This is a genomic window from Puia sp. P3, assembly GCF_050632245.1.
In the GTDB taxonomy this organism is placed as follows: domain Bacteria; phylum Bacteroidota; class Bacteroidia; order Chitinophagales; family Chitinophagaceae; genus Puia.
The window spans coordinates 4565919-4584809 of record NZ_CP192583.1 but is presented as its reverse complement, the minus strand read 5'-3'; the positions used below and the strand labels follow the sequence as shown (position 1 = coordinate 4584809).

Annotated in this window: 18 protein-coding genes and 2 pseudogenes; 19 read left to right on the top strand and 1 reads right to left on the bottom strand. The window is 53.6% G+C overall.

What is annotated here, in order from left to right:
* Positions 1–155: 155 nt before the first annotated feature.
* The 3 genes and pseudogenes from ACQ86N_RS28580 to ACQ86N_RS28570 all read left to right on the top strand — a co-directional run.
* Positions 156–1222 (top strand): annotated as a pseudogene (locus ACQ86N_RS28580) (ATP-binding protein); the annotation flags it as partial.
* Positions 1223–1307: 85 nt separating this feature from the next.
* A complete protein-coding gene (locus ACQ86N_RS28575) occupies positions 1308–1979 on the top strand; it encodes a response regulator (RefSeq protein WP_431210023.1) in 672 nt (223 codons plus the stop codon).
* Positions 1939–2238 (top strand): helix-turn-helix domain-containing protein, encoded by a 300-nt coding sequence (locus tag ACQ86N_RS28570; RefSeq protein WP_431210022.1) that lies wholly within the window; start codon positions 1939–1941, stop codon positions 2236–2238. Before ACQ86N_RS28575 ends, ACQ86N_RS28570 begins: the two co-directional genes overlap by 41 nt.
* 168 nt (positions 2239–2406) lie before the next feature.
* On the opposite strand, the gene ACQ86N_RS28565 is transcribed toward ACQ86N_RS28570, so the two are convergent.
* Positions 2407–2529 (bottom strand): hypothetical protein, encoded by a 123-nt coding sequence (locus ACQ86N_RS28565; RefSeq protein ID WP_431210021.1) that lies wholly within the window; start codon positions 2527–2529, stop codon positions 2407–2409.
* 154 nt (positions 2530–2683) lie between these two features.
* Between ACQ86N_RS28565 and ACQ86N_RS28560 the strand changes: the two genes are divergently transcribed.
* The 16 genes and pseudogenes from ACQ86N_RS28560 to ACQ86N_RS28485 all read left to right on the top strand — a co-directional run bounded on the left by ACQ86N_RS28560 (position 2684) and on the right by ACQ86N_RS28485 (position 18874).
* Positions 2684–3400: a hypothetical protein gene (locus ACQ86N_RS28560; protein ID WP_431210020.1), complete on the top strand. Its 717-nt coding sequence runs from the start codon at positions 2684–2686 to the stop codon at positions 3398–3400.
* A complete protein-coding gene (locus tag ACQ86N_RS28555) occupies positions 3346–4584 on the top strand; it encodes a TIM-barrel domain-containing protein (protein WP_431210019.1) in 1239 nt (412 codons plus the stop codon). The genes ACQ86N_RS28560 and ACQ86N_RS28555 overlap by 55 nt, the downstream gene beginning before the upstream one ends.
* Positions 4502–4846 (top strand): annotated as a pseudogene (locus ACQ86N_RS28550) (alpha-xylosidase); the annotation flags it as partial. The gene ACQ86N_RS28555 and the pseudogene ACQ86N_RS28550, both read left to right, overlap by 83 nt.
* A 65-nt stretch (positions 4847–4911) precedes the next feature.
* Positions 4912–5238 carry a DUF5110 domain-containing protein gene (locus ACQ86N_RS28545; protein ID WP_431210018.1) on the top strand — a complete coding sequence of 109 codons (327 nt, stop codon included), beginning with the start codon at positions 4912–4914 and terminating at the stop codon, positions 5236–5238.
* A 177-nt stretch (positions 5239–5415) separates the two neighbouring features.
* Positions 5416–7206, top strand: coding sequence for a SusC/RagA family TonB-linked outer membrane protein (locus ACQ86N_RS28540; RefSeq protein ID WP_431210017.1), 1791 nt, complete (start codon positions 5416–5418; stop codon positions 7204–7206).
* Positions 7149–7475: a hypothetical protein gene (locus ACQ86N_RS28535; protein WP_431210016.1), complete on the top strand. Its 327-nt coding sequence runs from the start codon at positions 7149–7151 to the stop codon at positions 7473–7475. The genes ACQ86N_RS28540 and ACQ86N_RS28535 overlap by 58 nt, the downstream gene beginning before the upstream one ends.
* On the top strand, positions 7462–8475 hold the full coding sequence (locus tag ACQ86N_RS28530) for a hypothetical protein (RefSeq protein WP_431210015.1): 1014 nt from the start codon (positions 7462–7464) through the stop codon (positions 8473–8475). The genes ACQ86N_RS28535 and ACQ86N_RS28530 overlap by 14 nt, the downstream gene beginning before the upstream one ends.
* A gap of 193 nt (positions 8476–8668) precedes the next feature.
* The gene (locus ACQ86N_RS28525; RefSeq protein WP_431210014.1) at positions 8669–9415 is read left to right on the top strand and encodes a RagB/SusD family nutrient uptake outer membrane protein; all 747 of its coding nucleotides are present in this window, start codon (positions 8669–8671) and stop codon (positions 9413–9415) included.
* Complete coding sequence (locus ACQ86N_RS28520; RefSeq protein ID WP_431210013.1) at positions 9412–9735, top strand: hypothetical protein; 324 nt, start codon at positions 9412–9414, stop codon at positions 9733–9735. Before ACQ86N_RS28525 ends, ACQ86N_RS28520 begins: the two co-directional genes overlap by 4 nt.
* Complete coding sequence (locus ACQ86N_RS28515) at positions 9725–10084, top strand: RagB/SusD family nutrient uptake outer membrane protein (protein WP_431210012.1); 360 nt, start codon at positions 9725–9727, stop codon at positions 10082–10084. The genes ACQ86N_RS28520 and ACQ86N_RS28515 overlap by 11 nt, the downstream gene beginning before the upstream one ends.
* 31 nt (positions 10085–10115) lie before the next feature.
* Positions 10116–10934: a hypothetical protein gene (locus tag ACQ86N_RS28510; RefSeq protein ID WP_431210011.1), complete on the top strand. Its 819-nt coding sequence runs from the start codon at positions 10116–10118 to the stop codon at positions 10932–10934.
* 20 nt (positions 10935–10954) lie between these two features.
* Entirely contained in the window at positions 10955–12772 is a 1818-nt protein-coding gene (locus ACQ86N_RS28505) for a cellulase family glycosylhydrolase (RefSeq protein ID WP_431210010.1), read from the top strand.
* Positions 12773–12930: 158 nt separating this feature from the next.
* Entirely contained in the window at positions 12931–13761 is an 831-nt protein-coding gene (locus ACQ86N_RS28500; protein ID WP_431210009.1) for a TlpA family protein disulfide reductase, read from the top strand.
* Between the two features lie 317 nt (positions 13762–14078).
* Positions 14079–15050, top strand: coding sequence for a TonB-dependent receptor plug domain-containing protein (locus ACQ86N_RS28495; protein WP_431210008.1), 972 nt, complete (start codon positions 14079–14081; stop codon positions 15048–15050).
* The gene (locus tag ACQ86N_RS28490; protein ID WP_431210007.1) at positions 15047–17272 is read left to right on the top strand and encodes a SusC/RagA family TonB-linked outer membrane protein; all 2226 of its coding nucleotides are present in this window, start codon (positions 15047–15049) and stop codon (positions 17270–17272) included. The genes ACQ86N_RS28495 and ACQ86N_RS28490 overlap by 4 nt, the downstream gene beginning before the upstream one ends.
* 48 nt (positions 17273–17320) lie before the next feature.
* Positions 17321–18874 carry a RagB/SusD family nutrient uptake outer membrane protein gene (locus ACQ86N_RS28485; protein ID WP_431210006.1) on the top strand — a complete coding sequence of 518 codons (1554 nt, stop codon included), beginning with the start codon at positions 17321–17323 and terminating at the stop codon, positions 18872–18874.
* Positions 18875–18891: the final 17 nt, after the last annotated feature.

The following is an 18891-nucleotide window of genomic DNA, read 5'->3' as shown; positions in this document are numbered from 1 at the left end:
GGGAGTTCAACGTGGCCTCGGGCTTTCGCACCAGGGAAGGGGAGCTGGCTTTCGGGGGGCCGAGGGTTTTAATCTGTTCAGGCCGGAGTCGATCGGGCTTGATGATCGGCCGCCGCCGGTGGTGCTGACGGGTTTGCAGCTTTATAATAAAGAGAGTGTCGCTGCCGTCTTCTGTCGGGAAGGACGGGGAGCTGACGTTGTCGTACGACCAGAATAATTTTACGCTGGAGTTTGCGGCGCTGAGCTATATCAATGCCCGAAAGGACCGGTATGCTTACCGGCTGGAGCCATTTGACAAGGACTGGATGACGACGGATGGGAGGAGCCGGAAGGCGGTGTATACGAATATAGATCCCGGCGAGTATATCTTCCGGGTAAAGGCGTCCAACAGCGACGGGGTATGGAATGACCGTGGGATTGCGCTAAGGGTGGTCGTGAGGCCGCCGTGGTGGAAGACGGGGTTTGCGTATGCCGCGTATGTTATCGCGGTGCTGCTGGTCCTGTATCTTGCGCGTATGCGGATCATCCGGCGTGCGAGGGCGCGGTTTGCGCTGGCGGAGGAGCGTCGTGAGGCGATGCGGGTGCATGAGCTGGACCGGATGAAGATAAAGTTCTTTACGAATCTGAGTCATGAGTTCAGGACGCCTTTGTCGCTGATCCTGTCGCCGGTGGACCGGTTGATCCGGGGAGCCGATGATCCGGGAAGGAGGCAGCTGGCGATGACGATCGAGCGGAATGCGAAGTGGCTGCTGCATCTGGTGAACCAGCTGCTGGACATGCGAAAGATGGAGGTCAATGAGTTGAAGCTGAATATGAGCAGGGGTGATATCGCCGGTTTTATCAGGGCGACGGCGAATTCGTTTATGGATCTGGCCGATGAGCGGGGTATAAAGCTGTGTTATGATACGGAGATGGAGCAGTTGTCTGCGCTATTTGACAGGGACAAGGTGGAGCGGATCTTATTCAATCTGTTGTCGAACGCGTTCAAGTTCACGCCGACGGGCGGGTCGATCGGGGTTCGGCTGGCTGTGCTCGAACAGGATGATAAGGGCGCGTTGCTGGAGATTAGGGTGAGCGATACCGGTATTGGAATCCCCGCGGAGCTGCAGGGGAGGATATTCGAGTCTTTTTCCAGGGAGATTCTCCCGGGCATATCCGGAACCAGGGCACGGGGATCGGGCTGGCCATCACGCGGGAGTTCGTGGAGATGCACGGGGGTACGATCAAGGTGGAGAGTGAGCCGGATGAAGGAAGCTGTTTTACGGTGCTGTTGCCGGTGACGGTGGTGGCCGGCGGCAGGGAAACGCGTGTGGCGGGAGAAGTGGTCCGGGGGTGTTGCCGCGCGAAGGGAGCAGGAGTTGGCGGGCGGACCGGGCATGGCGGAAAGGGGACAGGATATGTTGGATGGACCAGCCGAGCCGGAAAGGGGGAAAGAGGTGAAGGTGGGAGGAACCGGTACGCCGGGACGGCGGTTCAAGGTGCTGCTGGTGGAAGATGATGAGGATTTCCGGTTCTATTTAAAGGATAATCTTGCGCCGCTGTTCACGGTGCTGGAGGCTGCCAACGGCAGGGAGGGATGGCAGAAGACGCTGTCCGCGCAGCCGGACCTGGTCATCAGTGACGTGAATATGCCGTTGATGGACGGCCTGGAACTTTCCAGGAAAATAAAAGCTGACGAGCGGGTGCGGCATATTCCTGTCGTTCTGCTGACGGCGCTTTCGGGTGAGCAGGAGCAGCTGAAGGCGCTGGGAATGGGGGTCAATGACTATCTTTCGAAACCATTTAATGTGGAGATACTTATCTCGCGGATCCGGAATTTATTGGATTTCAGGGGCTCCGTCGAGGAGACGCTGAAAAAGAAGGGTTGTAGTAGAGCCGGCGGAAGTGGAATTGGAGCCGGAGAAGACGGAGGAAGATTTTGTGCGGGAGGCGGTGGTTGTGCTGGAAAAGAATATTGCCAACGCGGAATTTTCGGTTGACGAGTGGGCGAGGGAAATGGGGCTGAGCCGTACCTCGATGTATAAAAAGATAATTTCCTGTACGGGAAAGACGCCGATAGGGTTCATCCGTAGCTATAGAATGCAGCGGGCTGCACAGCTGCTGGAGAAGGGTCGGCATAATGTGGCGGAGGTGGCCTATATGGTGGGATTTAATAATCCGAAATATTTTGCCCGCTATTTCAAGGAGGTATATGGGGTGCTGCCGAGTGTGTATCAGGCGGAGAGAAGGAAAAAGTGAACCGTTGGATACCAGAAAATAACAGAATTATGCCCCTGCTGAAAACAATTCGATACCGTCATTTGCGAGTTAGGGTACCCTTCCTGTGGTTGTAGCAAACTAGTTTTGGTCAGCAAATAACTGCTTGCTATGTCTGACCGAAGGTTGCATTGCCTATTGACTGTATCGTTATTTATTCTGACTACCGGCGTCTGCATTGCCGGTCGTATTTCTCCCTTTGTTAAGGCTTATCCCATAGTCCGCATGGCGGACGGTGTCGTTGTCTACCCGGATCTTCGTTATTCCGGCCATGCGGCGGCCGTCCGGCTTTTAGTCGTGGCGGACAATATCATCAGAGTGCTGTCCTGTCCGGAAGGTGAGCCTTCCCGGCAAACGGAGAGCCTTATTACTACCTACAAGACAGATTCTTCCCTGCAAGTGGCAGATCTCGCAAAACGACAGCGAGGTGGTCCTGAAAACGCGTTTGCTGGCGGCAACGGTGCGGCTTTCCACGGGGGCGGTACGGTTTGCCGATCTGTCGGGCAGGCTGATCGCCGCGGAAAAGTCGATCGGGGGTCGGAGTTTTGAGCCGGCGGTTTTCGAAGGTAAGCCCCTTTGGCGGATCCGGCAGACGTTCAGCACCATGCGCGGCGAGGCGATTTATGGCCTGGGGCAGCATCAGGACGGCCTGGTCAATTACAAGGGCTACCGGGTGGATCTTTTCCAGAACAATACGGAGGTGGCTGTTCCTTTTCTGGTCTCCAGCAGGAACTATGGGATCCTTTGGGATAACTATTCTATCGGCGCTGCCGGGGATGTGCGCCCTTATCAGCCGTTGTCTTCGCTGCGGCTGTTCTCCGATAAGGGAGAAGAGGGTTGGTTGACGGCTACTTACAAAAGCAATGGCGTTGGCGAAGTTAGCCAGCCGGCTTCAGATATAGATTACGAATGGCTGGGAGATTCAAAAAGGTTGTTGCCGGCCGCTTTTGATGCTGCGAAAGGGTCGGTTGTATGGGAGGGGGCGCTTGCGTCCGGGGTGACCGGCCTTCATGTCTTCAGGCTGAAGTATGCAGGCTATTTGAAGGTGTATCTGGACGGACAGCTAATGGTGGACCGCTGGCGGCAGGCGTGGAATCCGGGTACGGCGCTGGTGCGTGTGCCGCTGGAGAAAGGAAAAAGGTAAAGGTCAGGATCGAATGGATACCGGATGGCGGGGAATCCTACCTGTCGATCAAATGGCAGGGTCCGCTGCCGGCCGGGCAGGAGGATGAGTTCAGTCTTGCGTCGGAAGCGGGAGGGCAGCTGGACTATTATTTTGTCTATGGGAGGAATGCCGACGAGGTGGTGGCGGGCTACCGGCGTCTTACGGGTAAGGCTACGATGGTCCCCCGGTGGGCGATGGGATTGTGGCAGAGCAGGGAGCGGTATAAGACCGAAGGCGAGGTCCTGCAGACGGTGAAAGAGTTCCGGAAGCGTGGAATACCGCTGGACAATATTGTGCTTGACTGGAGTTACTGGCGCCAGGAGGAGTGGGGGAGCCAGGATTTCGATGGGGCCCGGTTTCCTTCGCCGGACAGCATGATACAGGCGCTTCACCGGGATTATCATACGCATTTTATGATCTCGGTCTGGCCGAAATTTTACCGGGGTATTCCTGTGTATAAGGAATTTGACCGGAATGGATGGCTCTATAAAAGGAATGTGGCGGATGGTCAGCGGGACTGGATCGGGAACGGGTACGTCTCTACATTTTACGATGCTTTCAATCCGGCGGCGCGGCGGGCTTTTGGGAATTGCTTGACCGCAAAGTTGTACCGCAAAGGGATCGATGCCTGGTGGATGGACACGCCAGCGAGCCGGATATCCTTTCCAATGTATCTCCGCAGAAAAAGAAAAGAACAGATGACGCCCACGGCGCTGGGGCCTTCGGCTGAATGGCTGAATGCCTATCCGCTGGAGAATGCGCGTGGCATCTATGAGGGGCAGCGTTCCGCCGACAGTTCGCGACGCGTGTTCATTCTTACGCGCAGCGGTTTTGCGGGTTCCCAGCGATATGGGGCAGCCATCTGGAGCGGGGATATCGCTGCGCGGTGGTCGGATATGAAAAACCAGATAGCGGCCGGGATCAATTTTTCACTTTCCGGTATTCCTTACTGGACGATGGATATCGGCGGCTTTGCTGTAGAGCGGCGCTTTGAGGATGCGAAGAGGGGAGGACCTGGAGGAATGGAGAGAGCAGATGACGAGGTGGTATCAGTTCGGGGCTTTCTGTCCTTTGTTCCGCGTGCATGGTCAATTTCCTTACCGGGAGATATACAATGTAGCGCCGGAGGACCATCCGGCGTACCGGAGCATGCTCTATTATGATAAGCTGCGGTACCGGCTGATGCCTTATCTCTATTCGCTGTGCGGGCGGGTTTGGAAGGACGACTATACGATGATGAGGGGGTTGGCGATGGATTTTTCGACCGACACGGCGGCGCTTGGTGTGGCGGATGAGTTCCTGCTGGGGCCGTCGCTGCTGGCGGCGCCTGTCACTGCGTACAAAGCGCGTTCCAGGGAAGTCTATCTTCCTGGCGGGCAGGGCTGGTATGATCTGTATTCGGGGAAGTTGGTGAACGGGGGCCAGCGGATCTCCGCGGAGGCACCCTACGAGCGTATGCCCGTGTATGTGAGAGAGGGGTCGATCCGGCGATGGGGCCGGATCTGCAGTATACGGGGCAGCGTCCGGCGGACACCGTCACGCTGCGGGTCTATGCCGGCAGGGATGCGGTCTTCAGCCTTTATGAGGACGAAGGAACGAATTACAACTACGAGAAGGGTGCTTATGCGATCATACCGATGCGTTATGAGGAGGCGAACGGCAGGCTGACGATCGGTCCGCGGGAGGGGCGGTTCGGGGGGATGCTGCTTAAGCGGGTGTTCAGGATAGAGTGGGTTGGGCAGGGCATCGATGCCGCGAAGGGGGCGGCGGTGACGGTCACCTATGATGGAAGGACGAAAACGATCTACAAACCATAGTTTTTTTATTAACCAAAAATTGCTGTTATGCCAGAAATGAAAATTTTACGGAGGAGGTCAAAGCCAATCTGGCGGTCCTGACCCTTCTGCTCCTGAGCGTCTATGCCTTTTCGCAGGGAGATGAACGAAAAATATCAGGAAAGGTCACCGATGCGGTGACCGGGCAGCCGGTGGCCAATGCCACGATTGCCGTTAAAGGGAGAAAAAAATACAGTTGCTTCCAATAATGATGGGGTATTTGTTGTCACGGTCAGGACGGGTGAGACGATGGAGATCACTGCGGTGGGGCATGGGTCGAAAACCGTTAAAATAGATGCAGGGACGAGCAGTCTGGATATCCAGCTCGCTGAAACCTATGCGAAGCTGGACGATGTCGTCGTCGTTGGTTATGGGGTGCAGAAGTCGAAGGCGGTGACGGGCGCCACGGCCCATGTCAAAGGGGAGGACCTTGCCAAGCTGAATACCACCAATACGCTGCAGGCGCTGCAGGGTCAGGCGGCCGGGGTGAATATTACTTCCACGTCGGGACAGCCGGGCGGCGGTTTCAAGGTCAATATCCGTGGAGCGGGTACGATCGGAAATGCAAATCCGTTGTACGTGGTTGACGGTGTGATCAACAGTGATATTACCTATTTGAATCCTGCGGACATCGCCTCGGTGGATATCTTAAAAGATGCGGCGTCGAGCGCCATTTACGGTATCAACGGGGCGAACGGGGTTGTGCTGATCACGACCAAAAGCGGAAAGATGGGGGCAAAAAATGCCGGACAGGTGTCGTTCGACGCCTATTATGGCTGGCAGAACTCTCCTCCTAAAACCAGCCTTCTGAATGCGAAGCAATATGCCGTGATGCAGAACGAGGCGGCGCTAAATTCGGGTCTGCCGGCTCTTTTTACTCAGTCGCAGATCAATTCACTTGGTAAGGGCACCAACTGGCTGGATGAGATGATATCCTCCAATGTGCCGGTGCAGAACTACAATCTATCCGCTACCGGAGGGTCTGATGTTTCGTCCTATTCATTGGGGCTGTCTTATACGCAGCAGGGCGGTATCGTCGGCGGCCAGAAGCTTTCCAATTATCAGCGGTATAATTTCCGTACCAATTCCGAGCGTAAATTGTACGATGGCGCATTACGGATCGGGGAGCATCTGACTTTCTCTTTTATCGATCAATATGGTATCTCAGACGGGGGAATATATGGAAACTCTCTTCGGAGCGCCTTTCAGACCAGTCCGCTGCTGGCTATGTATGACTCGGCCGGGAACTTCCTGAGCAGCCTCAAATCAAAAGTTTATAATGGCGGACCATGGAACACCGGTGAAGCGAACCCCTATGCGCTGATGGTCTATAATAATCAAAAAGACACCAAGACCCAGAAATTATTTGGGGACGTCTTTGCGGAGTTGCAGCCGGTGAAGAATTTAAAGCTCAAATCCACTTTCGGCTTCAATTACGCTGCTTCGGCATACCACAGCTATTTGCCGATCTACGATAACCTGTCTGTATACTCGTACAACCGGTATGAAGGGACTGGTCAGAACAGCTCGCAGGACTATACTCTGAGCTGGGACAATACGGCGAACTACCTGCTGAGGATCAAGGAGCACAAATTTGATATTCTGGCGGGAAGTGCGGTTCGTAAGTACCAGGGATCTTATCTGGGCGGGTTTAATACCGGGTCTACCTTGTTCGCCAGTTTTGACCGCGGCTATCTGAGCACGGTCAATGTCACTTCTATACAGATGAGTCCGGACACCACAACGGCCAACAGGCAAACGGTCACTAATTCCCTGTCGCTTTCCGGCAATGCCCGGGCTATCTATGCCCAGGCTTCCTTTTTGGAAGGATCAATTATTCGTACAAGGATAAATATTTGGCTTCCGCCGTCTTTCGTGCCGATGGTTCTACCATGTTTGCCAAAGATCGTCAGTGGGGGTATTTCCCGTCGCTGTCTGTGGGCTGGGTAGCCAGTGAGGAGTCGTTCATGACGGCGGCAAGGACGTGGTTGAATTTTCTGAAACTAAGGGCGAGCTGGGGGTCTAATGGCAATGACGGCATTACTCCCTTCAATTACCTGTCGTTGATCAGCCTGGCGAATGCGCAGTATAATTTCGGGAATACCAATAGTGCGCTTACGGCGGGTTCCTATCCTTCTTCGATCGGCGTCGAGAAGACCAAGTGGGAAACCTCCCGGCAGACCAATATCGGGATCGACGCCCAGCTTGCTGGACAGTAAGCTAAGCGTAAGCATCGATCTCTATAACAAGCTGACAAAGGACTGGCTGGTAGCGGCGCCTTTGCTGGCGACGGCGGGTGTTTCGACCAATCCCTACATCAATGGCGGCAACGTCACCAACAGGGGTGTAGAACTTCAACTGGCTTACAATAATAATATCGGAAAAGATTTTTCTTATTCGGTATCCGGGTCCTACGCTTATAACCAGAACAAGGTGAATAATATTCCGACTGCCGACGGGATCATACACGGCGGCTCGAACAGCCTGTTTGTGAATGCTCCTGAATTTTTCCGCGCATCGTCCGGAAACCCGATCGGCTATTTCTGGGGATATAAAACGGCGGGGATCTTTCAGACGGAAGCAGATGTGCAGTCCTGGAAAGGCAAGTCCGGCGCGCCGTTGCAGCCCTCGGCCCATCCAGGTGACGTGAAATTCGTGGACATGAACGGGGACGGCGTGCTTACTGCCGATGACAAAGTGAATATCGGCGATCCCAATCCTCATCATGTTTTTGGTTTTAGAGTTTCCGGCAGGTACAAGAATTTCGATCTTTCCGTAACAACAAATGGCGTTGCGGGAAATAAGATCGTTCAGTCGTACAGGGATGCGCCGAGCTATTATGGGAACTGGACGACCGATATTTTGAGCCGCTGGCACGGTCAGGGCACTTCCAATTCTATGCCCCGGGTGACGCAGAACAATGTCAACTGGACGGATTTTTCCGACCTCTATATTCATGACGGCAGCTATTGGAGAATTTCGAATATTACCCTGGGATATGATCTTGCAAAACTGGTGAAATGGAAAAGCCTCAGCCAATTTCGTCTGTATGTGGCTGGCGAGAACCTGTTCACGTTCACGAAATATAGTGGGATGGACCCGGAGATCGGATATTCTTCATACGATGCTACCGGGGTATATTCCTTCGGGCAGGGTGTGGACCTGGGCTATTATCCCCGCCCAAGAAAAATGATGGTTGGGGTGAGTATTATTTTCTAATCGGTAAAAAGACAAACATGAAAAGTCATAAAATAATAATAATTGGTTTTTTGGGGGTGCTGACGCTAGGTTCGTGTAAAAAGTTCCTGACCACGACCCTCACGGACCCCAAGCAGACCGACGTCTCCTATTATAAAACGCCTTCCGATGCTTTCACGTCCATGGTAGGGTGTTACAACGGATTGAACCTGATATGGAACGGAGAGGCGATCCCGCCGATCATGGAGGTTTTTCGGACAATTGTTTTGGCGCGACGGGCGCATCGGACGGTTATGGATGGGAGATGATGGATGAGTTCAACAAGGCCATATCACCATCGGACGTGGCCATTCATAGTGCCGGGTGGCAAAAGTATTATCAGGCCATCTATCGGTGCAATGTCCTGCTGCAGCATATGGACAATGTCGCGTGGGGCGACAGTACGGCGTTGAAAACGCAGTACACGGGAGAGGTCCGTTTTATCCGTGCTTTTTGTTATTTCGACCTGGTGCGGTTGTTTGAAAAAGTCCCCTTGCTGACGGTCCCTAATCTTGCGAATGTGCCTCAGGCCTCTCCCGACTCGACGTATGGACAGATCATGGAAGATCTGCGATATGCGGCAGACAACCTTCCTTCTGCCTCGTATACCAGCGTTCCGAACGGGCGGGTAACCAAATGGGCGGCGGAATCTTTACTGGCAAGGGTGTATATGTTCTACTCGGGGTACTACGGAAAGAGTTCGATCGGGAAGGAAACGGCGGCTACGGCTCTGGCTGCGGTCGAAGATGTGATCGCGCATAGCGGACACGGGCTGGTGACCGACTTTACGACGTTGTGGCCCGCCGCGTCGCTGGCCAAAAAGGTCACCTATGCGGGAGAGGACAATAAAGAGGTGGTTTTTCCATCAAGTATTCGTCTGCGGGCGACTACAACGGAAATATTACCGGCAACGGATGGATGATCATGACGGGTATGCGCGAACAGAGCGTTTATCCATACGGGTTTGGTTGGGGAGGGTGTACCGTGGACCCAAAACTGGTGGCGCTGTTCGACCAGACCAACGACAGCCGGTATTTTGCTTCGATCACCTCGATCGCAGGCGAGAACCTGGCGTTCTCCAAGGCGGCGGCCAACCGTGAGTACACGGGTTATTATATGAAGAAATACAGCCCGATCTGTGACGTCAACAACAACCCTCTTCCTGTCAACAATTACCAGGTCGCGCAGAGCCAGGGACTATTTCGCCATCCGATATTCGGATGTACTGCTGATGGCGGCTGAGCTGGGAAGTCCGAATGCGGTGAGCTATTTCAACCAGGTGCACCAGCGGGCGATCCCTTCGGCTGCGCCGGTTACTGCTGTTACCAAGGCGGATATCCTCGCGGAACGCCGGCTTGAATTCGTAGGAGAGGGGATCCGGTACTGGGATCTTTTGCGTCAGGGGATTGCGACGGCTGCGGCGACCATTGCCGCGAATACCACGCTGTCGCTGATCAACGATGGCACGGGCACGCAGCCGAGCGCCTCTGCCTTACAGGCGAACATTACCGCCACGCGTGGATTCCAGCAGATACCTTCCGATCAGATCACGTTGTCATCCGGGATGTTGAAACAAAACGCCGGGTGGTAGTCATCATCTAAACAAGTAAAAGTAAAAAGTCATGAAAAATATCATAAATAGCGTTTGTGTGGCGGTGGGATGCGTGGTGCTGCTGGCCTCGTGCATGAAGCAGAAATTCTCACTGGGGCCGCTGGCCGATAAAAAGACATTGTCTTTTACTATCGCGCCTTCGTCGACTAATCCCAATAATATCGTTCTGACGAGCAATACGCCGGGTCTTACGCCGGTATGGGTGACGCCTTTCGGACAGTCGCAGCGGGTAAAGGACACGGTCAATGTACCTTTTCCGGGGCAGTATAAATTTGTATATGGTGTGGAAAGCGCCGGCGGATATGTGCTGGCCGATACGACCATTGTAACGATCAATACGCTGGACTCGGTGGCTGTAAGCACGCCTGAGTGGACCAATCTTACGGGGGGGTATGGCAAGTCAAAGACGTGGGTGCTGGACATTACGCCTACGGGCGGGAGTAAGTTGTTCAACGGGCCCATCTATTTTGGTGGGACGGGCTGGGAATGGGATGCCGGCTGGGCCTCGTGGATCTGTCCGCTGGGTGATTATGGAACTATGACCTTTGACCTGATCGGGAATGCGAATTTCAGCTCGAATAATAAAATGCTGCCGGCGCTGGGACAGGCCAGCGGAAAGTTCATGCTCTATACGGGCACGAAGGAGTTGTCGACTATCGGGGCGCAGTTGCTGCACGATCCGAGCCAGGGCGCGAACGTTCTCAACTGGTACGCAAAAATGTCTGTAAAATCGCTGACTGCAGATGGCCTGGAGGTTATCGCTGTAACGGGCCCGGGCGCGTGGTGTATTTACAACTATGTTAGCCTGGACTACTGGAATACGCACTAGAAACCAACAAAACGATCCATATGAAAAAGAAAATCGTCTATCTGATGATCGGCGTCCTTGTGTCCATGGGTATAAGGGCGCAGCTACCGACGGCGCAAACGATCGCCTCGAAATTGAAGGTCGGCTGGAACCTGGGTAACACACTGGAAGCGCAGTGCAGCGTAACCGCCTGGGGAGGCGTGGCCCTGACTCAGCAAATGATCGACCAGGTAAAGGCTTCGGGCTTCAACACTGTGAGGCTGCCCTGTGCGTGGGACTGTCATGCTACGAACGGCGTCATCGACGCGGGCTGGATGGGCACGGTGAAGCAGGCGGTGGATCTTTGTGTCAACAACGGTCTTTATGTGATCATCAACATTCACTGGGACGACGGCTGGCTGGAGAATAACGTGACCACGGCCGCGCAGGCTTCGGTGAATGCCAAACAGAAGAACTACTGGACGCAGATCGCGAACTATTTCAAGAATTATGATGAGCACCTGTTGTTCGCGAGCGCCAACGAGCCGAATGCGTCGGATGCGACGGGGATGTCGGTGCTGTTGTCCTACCACCAGACCTTTGTCAATGCGGTGAGGGCGACGGGGGGGAACAACGCGTCGCGTACACTGATCGTACAGGGACCTAATACCAATATGGGGTTGACCAATACCCTGATGAATACGCTGCCTTCGGATCCGATCGGGGGCAGGATGATGGTGGAGGTGCACTATTATGATCCCCCACAGTTCTGTATCCTTACCCAGGACGCGAGCTGGGGTAAGATGTTCTATTACTGGGGTACGGGCTACCATTCGACGACGGATGCGACGCGGAATGCCACCTATGGGGAAGAGAGCTATCTGGATTCGAATTTCAATCTTATGAAGACGAAGTTTGTAGACAAGGGTATTCCGGTGATCATCGGGGAATTTGGTGCGCCCAGCAGGACGTTGAGTCCGCCATCGGACCAGACGCTGGCCGATGCTTCGCGCCGGTATTGGTACCGGTATGTGGTCAGCTCGGCCCGGAGCAAGGGTATCATTCCGTATGTTTGGGATATCAATATGGCCATGTATAACCGTGGCACGGCCGCCGTATTGGATCAGGGCATCATCGATGCCATGAACCAGGGAGCGGGGAATGCGTATGTGACGGTGACCAACCGTGCGAGCGCGCAGCTGGCCGACGGCATGTACCGGGCCACCAACGGATCGGCCTGCGGGCAGTGGAGCAATAGCGGCAGTGACGCGCAGAAATGGCAGGTCGTACCGGCGGGCAGGTATGTAAGTCTGGTCAATAAGGCGACGGGCCTGTATCTCGATGGTCTGTCGAATACGACGAACGGGTCGGCCTGCGGGCAGTGGGGATATAGCGGCAGCGATGCGCAGCTGTGGCTGATACAGCCGGCAGGCGGATATTTCACGCTGTCGAACAAGGCGACGGGGATGTATATCGACGGGATCTACAACTATACCAACGGCGCCAACCTGGGTCAGTGGAGCTATAGCGGCAGCACGGCGCAGCAGTGGACGATCGGTACGGTCGGCCATGTTCAGTCGGCGGCTGTTCAACGCGGGATAGTTGGGAATACCGCGGCTGCGCTTTCCGGCGATCTGACGGCCAGCGGGCTGCGTGCGTATCCGAATCCTTTTACGTCGGCTTTTTATTTGACGCTGGATGATGCCGCTCAGGTGAAAGAGATCGTCATTGTCGATCTTTCGGGGAGGACCGTGCAGCGGATCACGAGGCCGTCGAAGTCGATGCTGATCGGGGCCGGGCTGGGTGTGGGCGAGTATATCGTCAACGTGTACCGGGGCAGTGGTGTTAAAACCTTCAAGGTCATAAAGATCAACAAATAATGTCGGCGTACCAATATTTGGAAAGGTTAGCAAAAGCTAACCTTTCCTTCGTTTTTGTGACATCTGTTCTTTTTAGTATGTCTGTTTTCGGGCAGTCGCCTGGCGGGCGGTTTGTTTTACATGGAAAGATAAATATCGATACGGGGGAAGTGTATCTGATGCCTGTAAGTGCCGAAAGTTCTTATTATCCGGCAGGGACGGCGTTTCGCAGGGCGACTATCAGCAAGGGGAAATTTGTGATCCCGGGTCCCTGTCTTCAACCGTCCATGTTCATGCTTCGTGTTGATGTCGATTCCGTTGGAAAGTATGTATCGGATTATTTTATCGTCAATTCCGGGGTGCAGGAAATCACTTGTAACGTCGACTCTATAAGAGAGATCCGAGGAATTGAGAACAAGTACATGGGCGAGTTCAAGAATTTCGAAACGGCGAAAGAAGCGTCCGACACCGGAAGGGGCCGGTTTTTATTAAGTTATGCCAGGGCACATCCGGGGTCTTTTATTGTGTTGTGGGGACTGATCGGCGAGCTGACCGGCAGAGGTTATGAACCGGTATTGGATTCTGCGTATCATTCTCTTTCCGGTCCTGTAAGGAACAGTTTTGCGGGGAAGGTATTTGCACAGAAAATGGCGATCATGCGGGCCCTGGCGGTGGGAAGGGCTTTTCCTGAATTGGCGCTTTTGGATACGAATTTGAACAAGGTGAAAATTGTTGCTGCTTCCCGGCGCGACAAATATGTTTTAGTTGATTTCTGGGATAGTCACTGTGGTCCTTGTATAGTTGAGTTCGGGGAGTTAAAGAAGATCTATCAGGAGAATGGACCGTATGGGTTTGCGATAGTTGCCGTCTCGATCGATGATAAGAAGTATATAAAGAGTTGGAAAAGAGTGATCCGGGAGCAACAACTTCCCCGGCCCCAGTATCTTGACCTGGGGGGCGGCGTCGGGGTATTTTGTAAAGCTTCTTCCTACAAAGTTTTTGCTGGATAGCCAGGGTAAGATCGTTGAGAGGGATCCTGACCTGAAAAATCTGAGTTTATTCCTGAAAGAGCATATTCAGTGAATAGATTTGTTGATTTGTAGTAATCCATTTCATTTCCGGTGTCTTTTGGGGATGGTAATCGGGAGTTAACGGATGATACCCCAGAAATACCGGAATTGTACCCCTGTGGTGAACATTTCCGCACGCAGATATGCCGGCTGCATTCCCCAGGTTTCGACATACGCAATTATTTTTGGATGGAAAGCGGATTATCGACGGGTATTCCGCGGATCGATCTTAAACGTTAAAACCAAGACGATTGCATATGAAAAAGCGAAATCTCAAACGAGGGGTGACCTGCCTGTTTATGGTCTTGCTCAGCCTTCTTCTCTTCTCTTCCGGCGGATATGCTCAAAATCCGCCGCCTTCCCAAAAAATCTCCGGAAAAGTGACGGTCGGCCCAGGCGACAGGCCTCTCGAGGGGGCCAGTGTGACGGTAAAAGGCCGAAGCGGCGGGGTTCAGACGGACAAGGACGGCGTGTTCAGTCTGACTGCAAAAAGCGGCGATGTCTTAATTATCAGTTATGTCGGGTATTCTTCCCGCGAAGTCAGGGTGGGGGGCCGGCAGGTGGTCAACATCCGTCTGGACGTCGAAGACCGGAGCAAGCTGAATGATGTAGTCGTAATCGGCTATGGCAAGGTGCGCCGGCCGGATGTAACCGGGTCAATTTCCTCTATTTCCGGGACCGAGCTGATGAAGACGCAGCCGACGACTTTTGACCAGGCGCTGCAGGGAAAGGTCGCGGGTGTTGTGGTACAGCAGGTATCGGGGCAGCCCGGGGGCGGGGTATCGATCCAGATCCGCGGGGTGTCCTCGATCAGCGGAACGAATTCCCCGCTGTATGTGATCGACGGTGTCATCATTCCTCCTGTCAACGATCCGGGCAACGGCTCGAACCCGCTGAGTTCGATCAATCCTTCCGAAATAGAAACGATAGACGTGCTGAAGGATGCTTCTGCAACCGCCATCTATGGTTCGCAGGCGACCAATGGGGTCGTCGTTATTACAACGAAAAGGGGCAGGGCGGGAGCGCCCGCGGTCAGCTACGACGCGTATGCCGGGATCCAGGAGCTACCGAAAAGGCTGCCGACGATGAACCTGCAGCAGTTTGCAACCTTTATCAATGCCAGGGCGCAGGTATGGGGTTTCGATGTGAGGCCGGAATTTGCGAATCCGAAATACCTGGGTTCAGGGACGGACTGGCAAAAGGAGTTATTCCGGAAGCCCCGGAGATGAACCATACGGTTACCGTCAGCGGCGGTGATGCCAGGACCCAGTATTTGCTGTCGGGTTCTTATTTCCAGCAGCAGGGGATGGCGATCGGCTCGGATTTTCAGCGGTACTCCGTGAGGCTAAACCTGGACAACAAGACTACCAACTGGCTGAAGGTGGGTACGAGCCTTCAGATGGCGCATATTTTTGAAAATGTAAATGCGACTACGTCGAGCGTGATCAACTCTGCGTTGAATCTTACGCCGGATGTTCCGGTAAAGAATCCCGACGGCACCTGGGGCGGTGTTACGAATACCAACGGATGGGTGACTCCGGTCGTCAATCCCGTGGCGATAGCTCGGCTGATCAAGAACCAGCGAAAGAGAAATCAGCTGTTCGGCAACGCGTATGCCGAGATCCAATTCGCCAAAGACCTGGCGCTGCGAAATGAGGTGTCGGGCAATTTCGATTTTAGTACGCTGGATAATTTTACGCCTACCTATACCTTTGGAAAGCTGGTGAACGGAACGAACAGCGGGTCTTCGAATTACAGCCAGAACATTTATGCGGTACTGCGCAATTACCTGACGTATAATCATAATTTCGAACATTTTGGTCTTAATGCCGTGGCGGGACATGAAGCGCAGTCGTCCAATTACGAAAATATATCCGGCAGCAGGTCGAATTTCCCGGCAAACAATGTACAGGCGCTCAACGCGGGCGACGCTACCACGGCTAAAAACTCGGGTGACAATGGTCTCGGTTCTTCGCAGGAGTCCTGGTTTGGCCGGATCAATTTTTCCTGGAACGACAAATATCTTCTGACCGGCAATATCCGGGATGACGGATCATCCAATTTCCCGGCGTACAACCGATGGGTTACTACTTATTCGGGGGCGTTTGCGTGGAAGGTCAACAACGAGGAGTTCCTCAAGACGGTGAACGTCATCAATGAATTGAAGCTGCGACTTGGGTATGGGCTTACCAATAACCAGGGCATACCGGGCAATACTTTTGTCACGCAGCTTTCGACGGTGGCGAATGGGTTGTCGGGTATCGCTCAATTCCAGAGCAACCTTGCCAACCCTAATGTGACGTGGGAGAAGACGAATTATTATAACGCGGGCGTGGATGGGTCATTCCTCAATAATCGGATCAGCTTCTCATTCGACGCGTACTACCGTAAGACGGATGGGCTTTTGCTGAAAGTTCCTTTGCCGCTGTACTCGGGTACTACCGCCGGCTATTCGCCCGGATCGATGGCGGCGCCGTATGTCAATGTGGGTGCTGTCACCAATAAAGGGTTTGACTTCAGGGTCAGTTCCACCAATTTGAACTATCGGAATTTTTCATGGAAAACCGATGTCGTGGTATCCCGCAATGTCAATAGGGTAGTGTCTTTAGGTGCGGGAGATCAGGCTAATTTGAGTCAGAAGTCGTATGTGATCAACGATATCATCGAGAAGACGGTCGTGGGTCAGCCCATCGGCGAGTTCTATGGTTATATCTTCGACGGCATATTTGCAAAGCCTTCGGATTTTCAAAAGCACGCCCTGCCGGTGGACCAGAGCGGAAACGCCTATCCGATATCTCCGTCGGGCGGCGGGATCTGGTATGGCGACCGGAAATTCAAGGATTTGAACGGGGATGGAGTTATCGATACAAAGGACCAGACCTTTTTGGGTTCGCCGATCCCGAAATTCCAGTTTGGCATCAATAATACGTTCAGCTATAAAAATTTCGACCTGAATATTTTCTTCAGCGGCAGTGTCGGTAATAAGGTATTCAATGAGCTGGCGGTTGCGCAGACCAATGCCCAGAACAATACCAATTTCTTTTCGTCGGTATTGAACTATGCGAGAACCGCGCTGGTGGACCCCAATGGCTCTGCGTCCGATGTCAACAATGTCTATGTCACCAATGCGAATACGCATGTGGTAGGATTGAGGAATGACAATACGAATGGAAATAACCGTCCTTCGAATCTTTTTATCGAGGATGGGTCTTTTGTCCGGTGTAAAAATATTACGCTGGGATATCGGTTGCCGGAGAGTATCCTGTCGAGGGTCCACCTGCAGTCGTTCCGGGTATATGCTACGGTGACGAACGCTTTTATCATCACCAACTATTCGGGAATGGATCCGGAGATCGGTTCATGGAACCCTTTGCAGGCGGGTTGGGACCAGGGGTATTATCCACAGTCGAGGACCTTCACTATCGGTGCGAATATCACATTTGCTAAATAGCAATCACCAATCAAGAGTATTATTATGTTATCAACGAATAAAATAATTGTGGTTCTGGCGCTTGTGGGGGCGGTCGCCGGATGTAAAAGGAGTTTTCTGGAGCGTCCATCGAACTCTCAGATCAGTTCGACTACTTTTTACCAGTCTACGTCCGATCTGCGGCTGGCTACAGCGAGCCTTTACGGCGGTTCGCCGTGGTGGCAATTCCATAACGGGGCTTTGCTGCAGTTGGGGGACGTGATGAGCGGGAATGCCTATTTCGGATATAATGGGGACCTGGTGCAGCTGTATACGCGTACGACCACGGGGCAGAATGGGATACTGGCGAGTGGCTGGACGGGTCTGTACAATGTGATAGCGCAGTGTAATACGGTGATCAATGCCGTCCAGCAGCAGTCTGCCCCGACTATTTCCGCGGCAGACAAGAACGCGGCTATCGGAGAAGCGCGGTTCATCCGTGGGGTAGCCTACTACCATCTGGCTGTTTTGTGGGGCGCCGTGCCGATCATCGAGGACAATACCAGGCTGATCAAGCAGCCGCTGCTGAACAGGAATACGTTGGCGGATGTTTACAAATTCGCTATCAATGACCTCGGTTTTGCGGCGCAGAATCTTCCCGGCACGGACGCGGCGGGGCGGGTAACTACCTGGTCGGCGCAGGGGATGCTGGGTAAGGTGTATCTGACGGCGGCGGGGCTGGGACAGAACGGTGGCGTTCGCAACCAGGCCTTCCTGGACAGCGCAGCGAAATATGCGGGCAATGTGTGCAGGAACAGCGGATTGTCGCTGTTCGCCAGCTATTATAATCTTTTCAGGGCGCAGTACAACGATAATCCCGAATCCCTATTTGCTCTGCAGTGGACTGCGGGCGTGGGTTATGGCAATGGCAACGACTGGCTGACCTTTTCTCCGAGCAGCGATATCAACCCGCAGAAGTCGGGCGCGTGGGTGCCGCTGGCGCCGACCTGGGATCTTTATAAGAACTATGGCTGGAAGGATTCGGTCAGGCGGAAAGCGTCGTTCATGCTCAATGGCGATTTTTATCCCGAGCTTAATGCCGCGGGCGGCGGATACAAGGCGACCGGGGCGGGCATGAAAAAGCATATTATCGGCAACGAAAAGGACAACAATGCGCCGACGATGGATATCTGGTCGTCTGTGGAGCACAATTCCATTCTCCGGCTGTCGGACGTGTACCTCGTTTACGCCGATGCGATCCTTGGGAACAATGCCAGTACGACGGATCCCGATGCGCTGCTCTATTTCAACAAAGTGCGGGCGCGGGCGGGCGTGGATCCTGCACCGATGCTGGATGCGGATACGATCCTTACGGAAAGAAGAATTGAATTTGCCTTTGAGGGGCAGTACTGGCTGGACCTTGTGAGGCTTTCTTATTATAATCCGCAAAAGGCGGTCAGCATGATCAATAGTCAGTACCGAATGACTTTCTCTTATGATCCGACTACGGGAATAGCCACGAAGGATTCTACGGCTGCTCCGAGTGTTGTCCCGGCAACGATCAGTGCCTTTACGCTGCAAATCCCGTCGTCCGAGCTGACGTCGGATCCGAAGCTGGCTCAGCCGCCCGTGCCCTATTATTAATTGCAATACTTAAAAAA

Excerpts from the sequence above, each read along its gene's own strand:
- ACQ86N_RS28565 (WP_431210021.1), bottom strand. The coding sequence starts at position 2,529 with ATGGCCGGAATAACGAAGATCCGGGTAGACAACGACACCGTCCGCCAT.
- ACQ86N_RS28545 (WP_431210018.1), top strand. The coding sequence starts at position 4,912 with ATGGGGCCGGATCTGCAGTATACGGGGCAGCGTCCGGCGGACACCGTC.
- ACQ86N_RS28540 (WP_431210017.1), top strand. The coding sequence starts at position 5,416 with ATGCCACGATTGCCGTTAAAGGGAGAAAAAAATACAGTTGCTTCCAAT.
- ACQ86N_RS28535 (WP_431210016.1), top strand. The coding sequence starts at position 7,149 with ATGTTTGCCAAAGATCGTCAGTGGGGGTATTTCCCGTCGCTGTCTGTG.
- ACQ86N_RS28525 (WP_431210014.1), top strand. The coding sequence starts at position 8,669 with ATGGAACGGAGAGGCGATCCCGCCGATCATGGAGGTTTTTCGGACAAT.
- ACQ86N_RS28520 (WP_431210013.1), top strand. The coding sequence starts at position 9,412 with ATGATCATGACGGGTATGCGCGAACAGAGCGTTTATCCATACGGGTTT.
- ACQ86N_RS28515 (WP_431210012.1), top strand. The coding sequence starts at position 9,725 with ATGGCGGCTGAGCTGGGAAGTCCGAATGCGGTGAGCTATTTCAACCAG.
- ACQ86N_RS28510 (WP_431210011.1), top strand. The coding sequence starts at position 10,116 with ATGAAAAATATCATAAATAGCGTTTGTGTGGCGGTGGGATGCGTGGTG.
- ACQ86N_RS28505 (WP_431210010.1), top strand. The coding sequence starts at position 10,955 with ATGAAAAAGAAAATCGTCTATCTGATGATCGGCGTCCTTGTGTCCATG.
- ACQ86N_RS28500 (WP_431210009.1), top strand. The coding sequence starts at position 12,931 with ATGCCTGTAAGTGCCGAAAGTTCTTATTATCCGGCAGGGACGGCGTTT.
- ACQ86N_RS28495 (WP_431210008.1), top strand. The coding sequence starts at position 14,079 with ATGAAAAAGCGAAATCTCAAACGAGGGGTGACCTGCCTGTTTATGGTC.
- ACQ86N_RS28490 (WP_431210007.1), top strand. The coding sequence starts at position 15,047 with ATGAACCATACGGTTACCGTCAGCGGCGGTGATGCCAGGACCCAGTAT.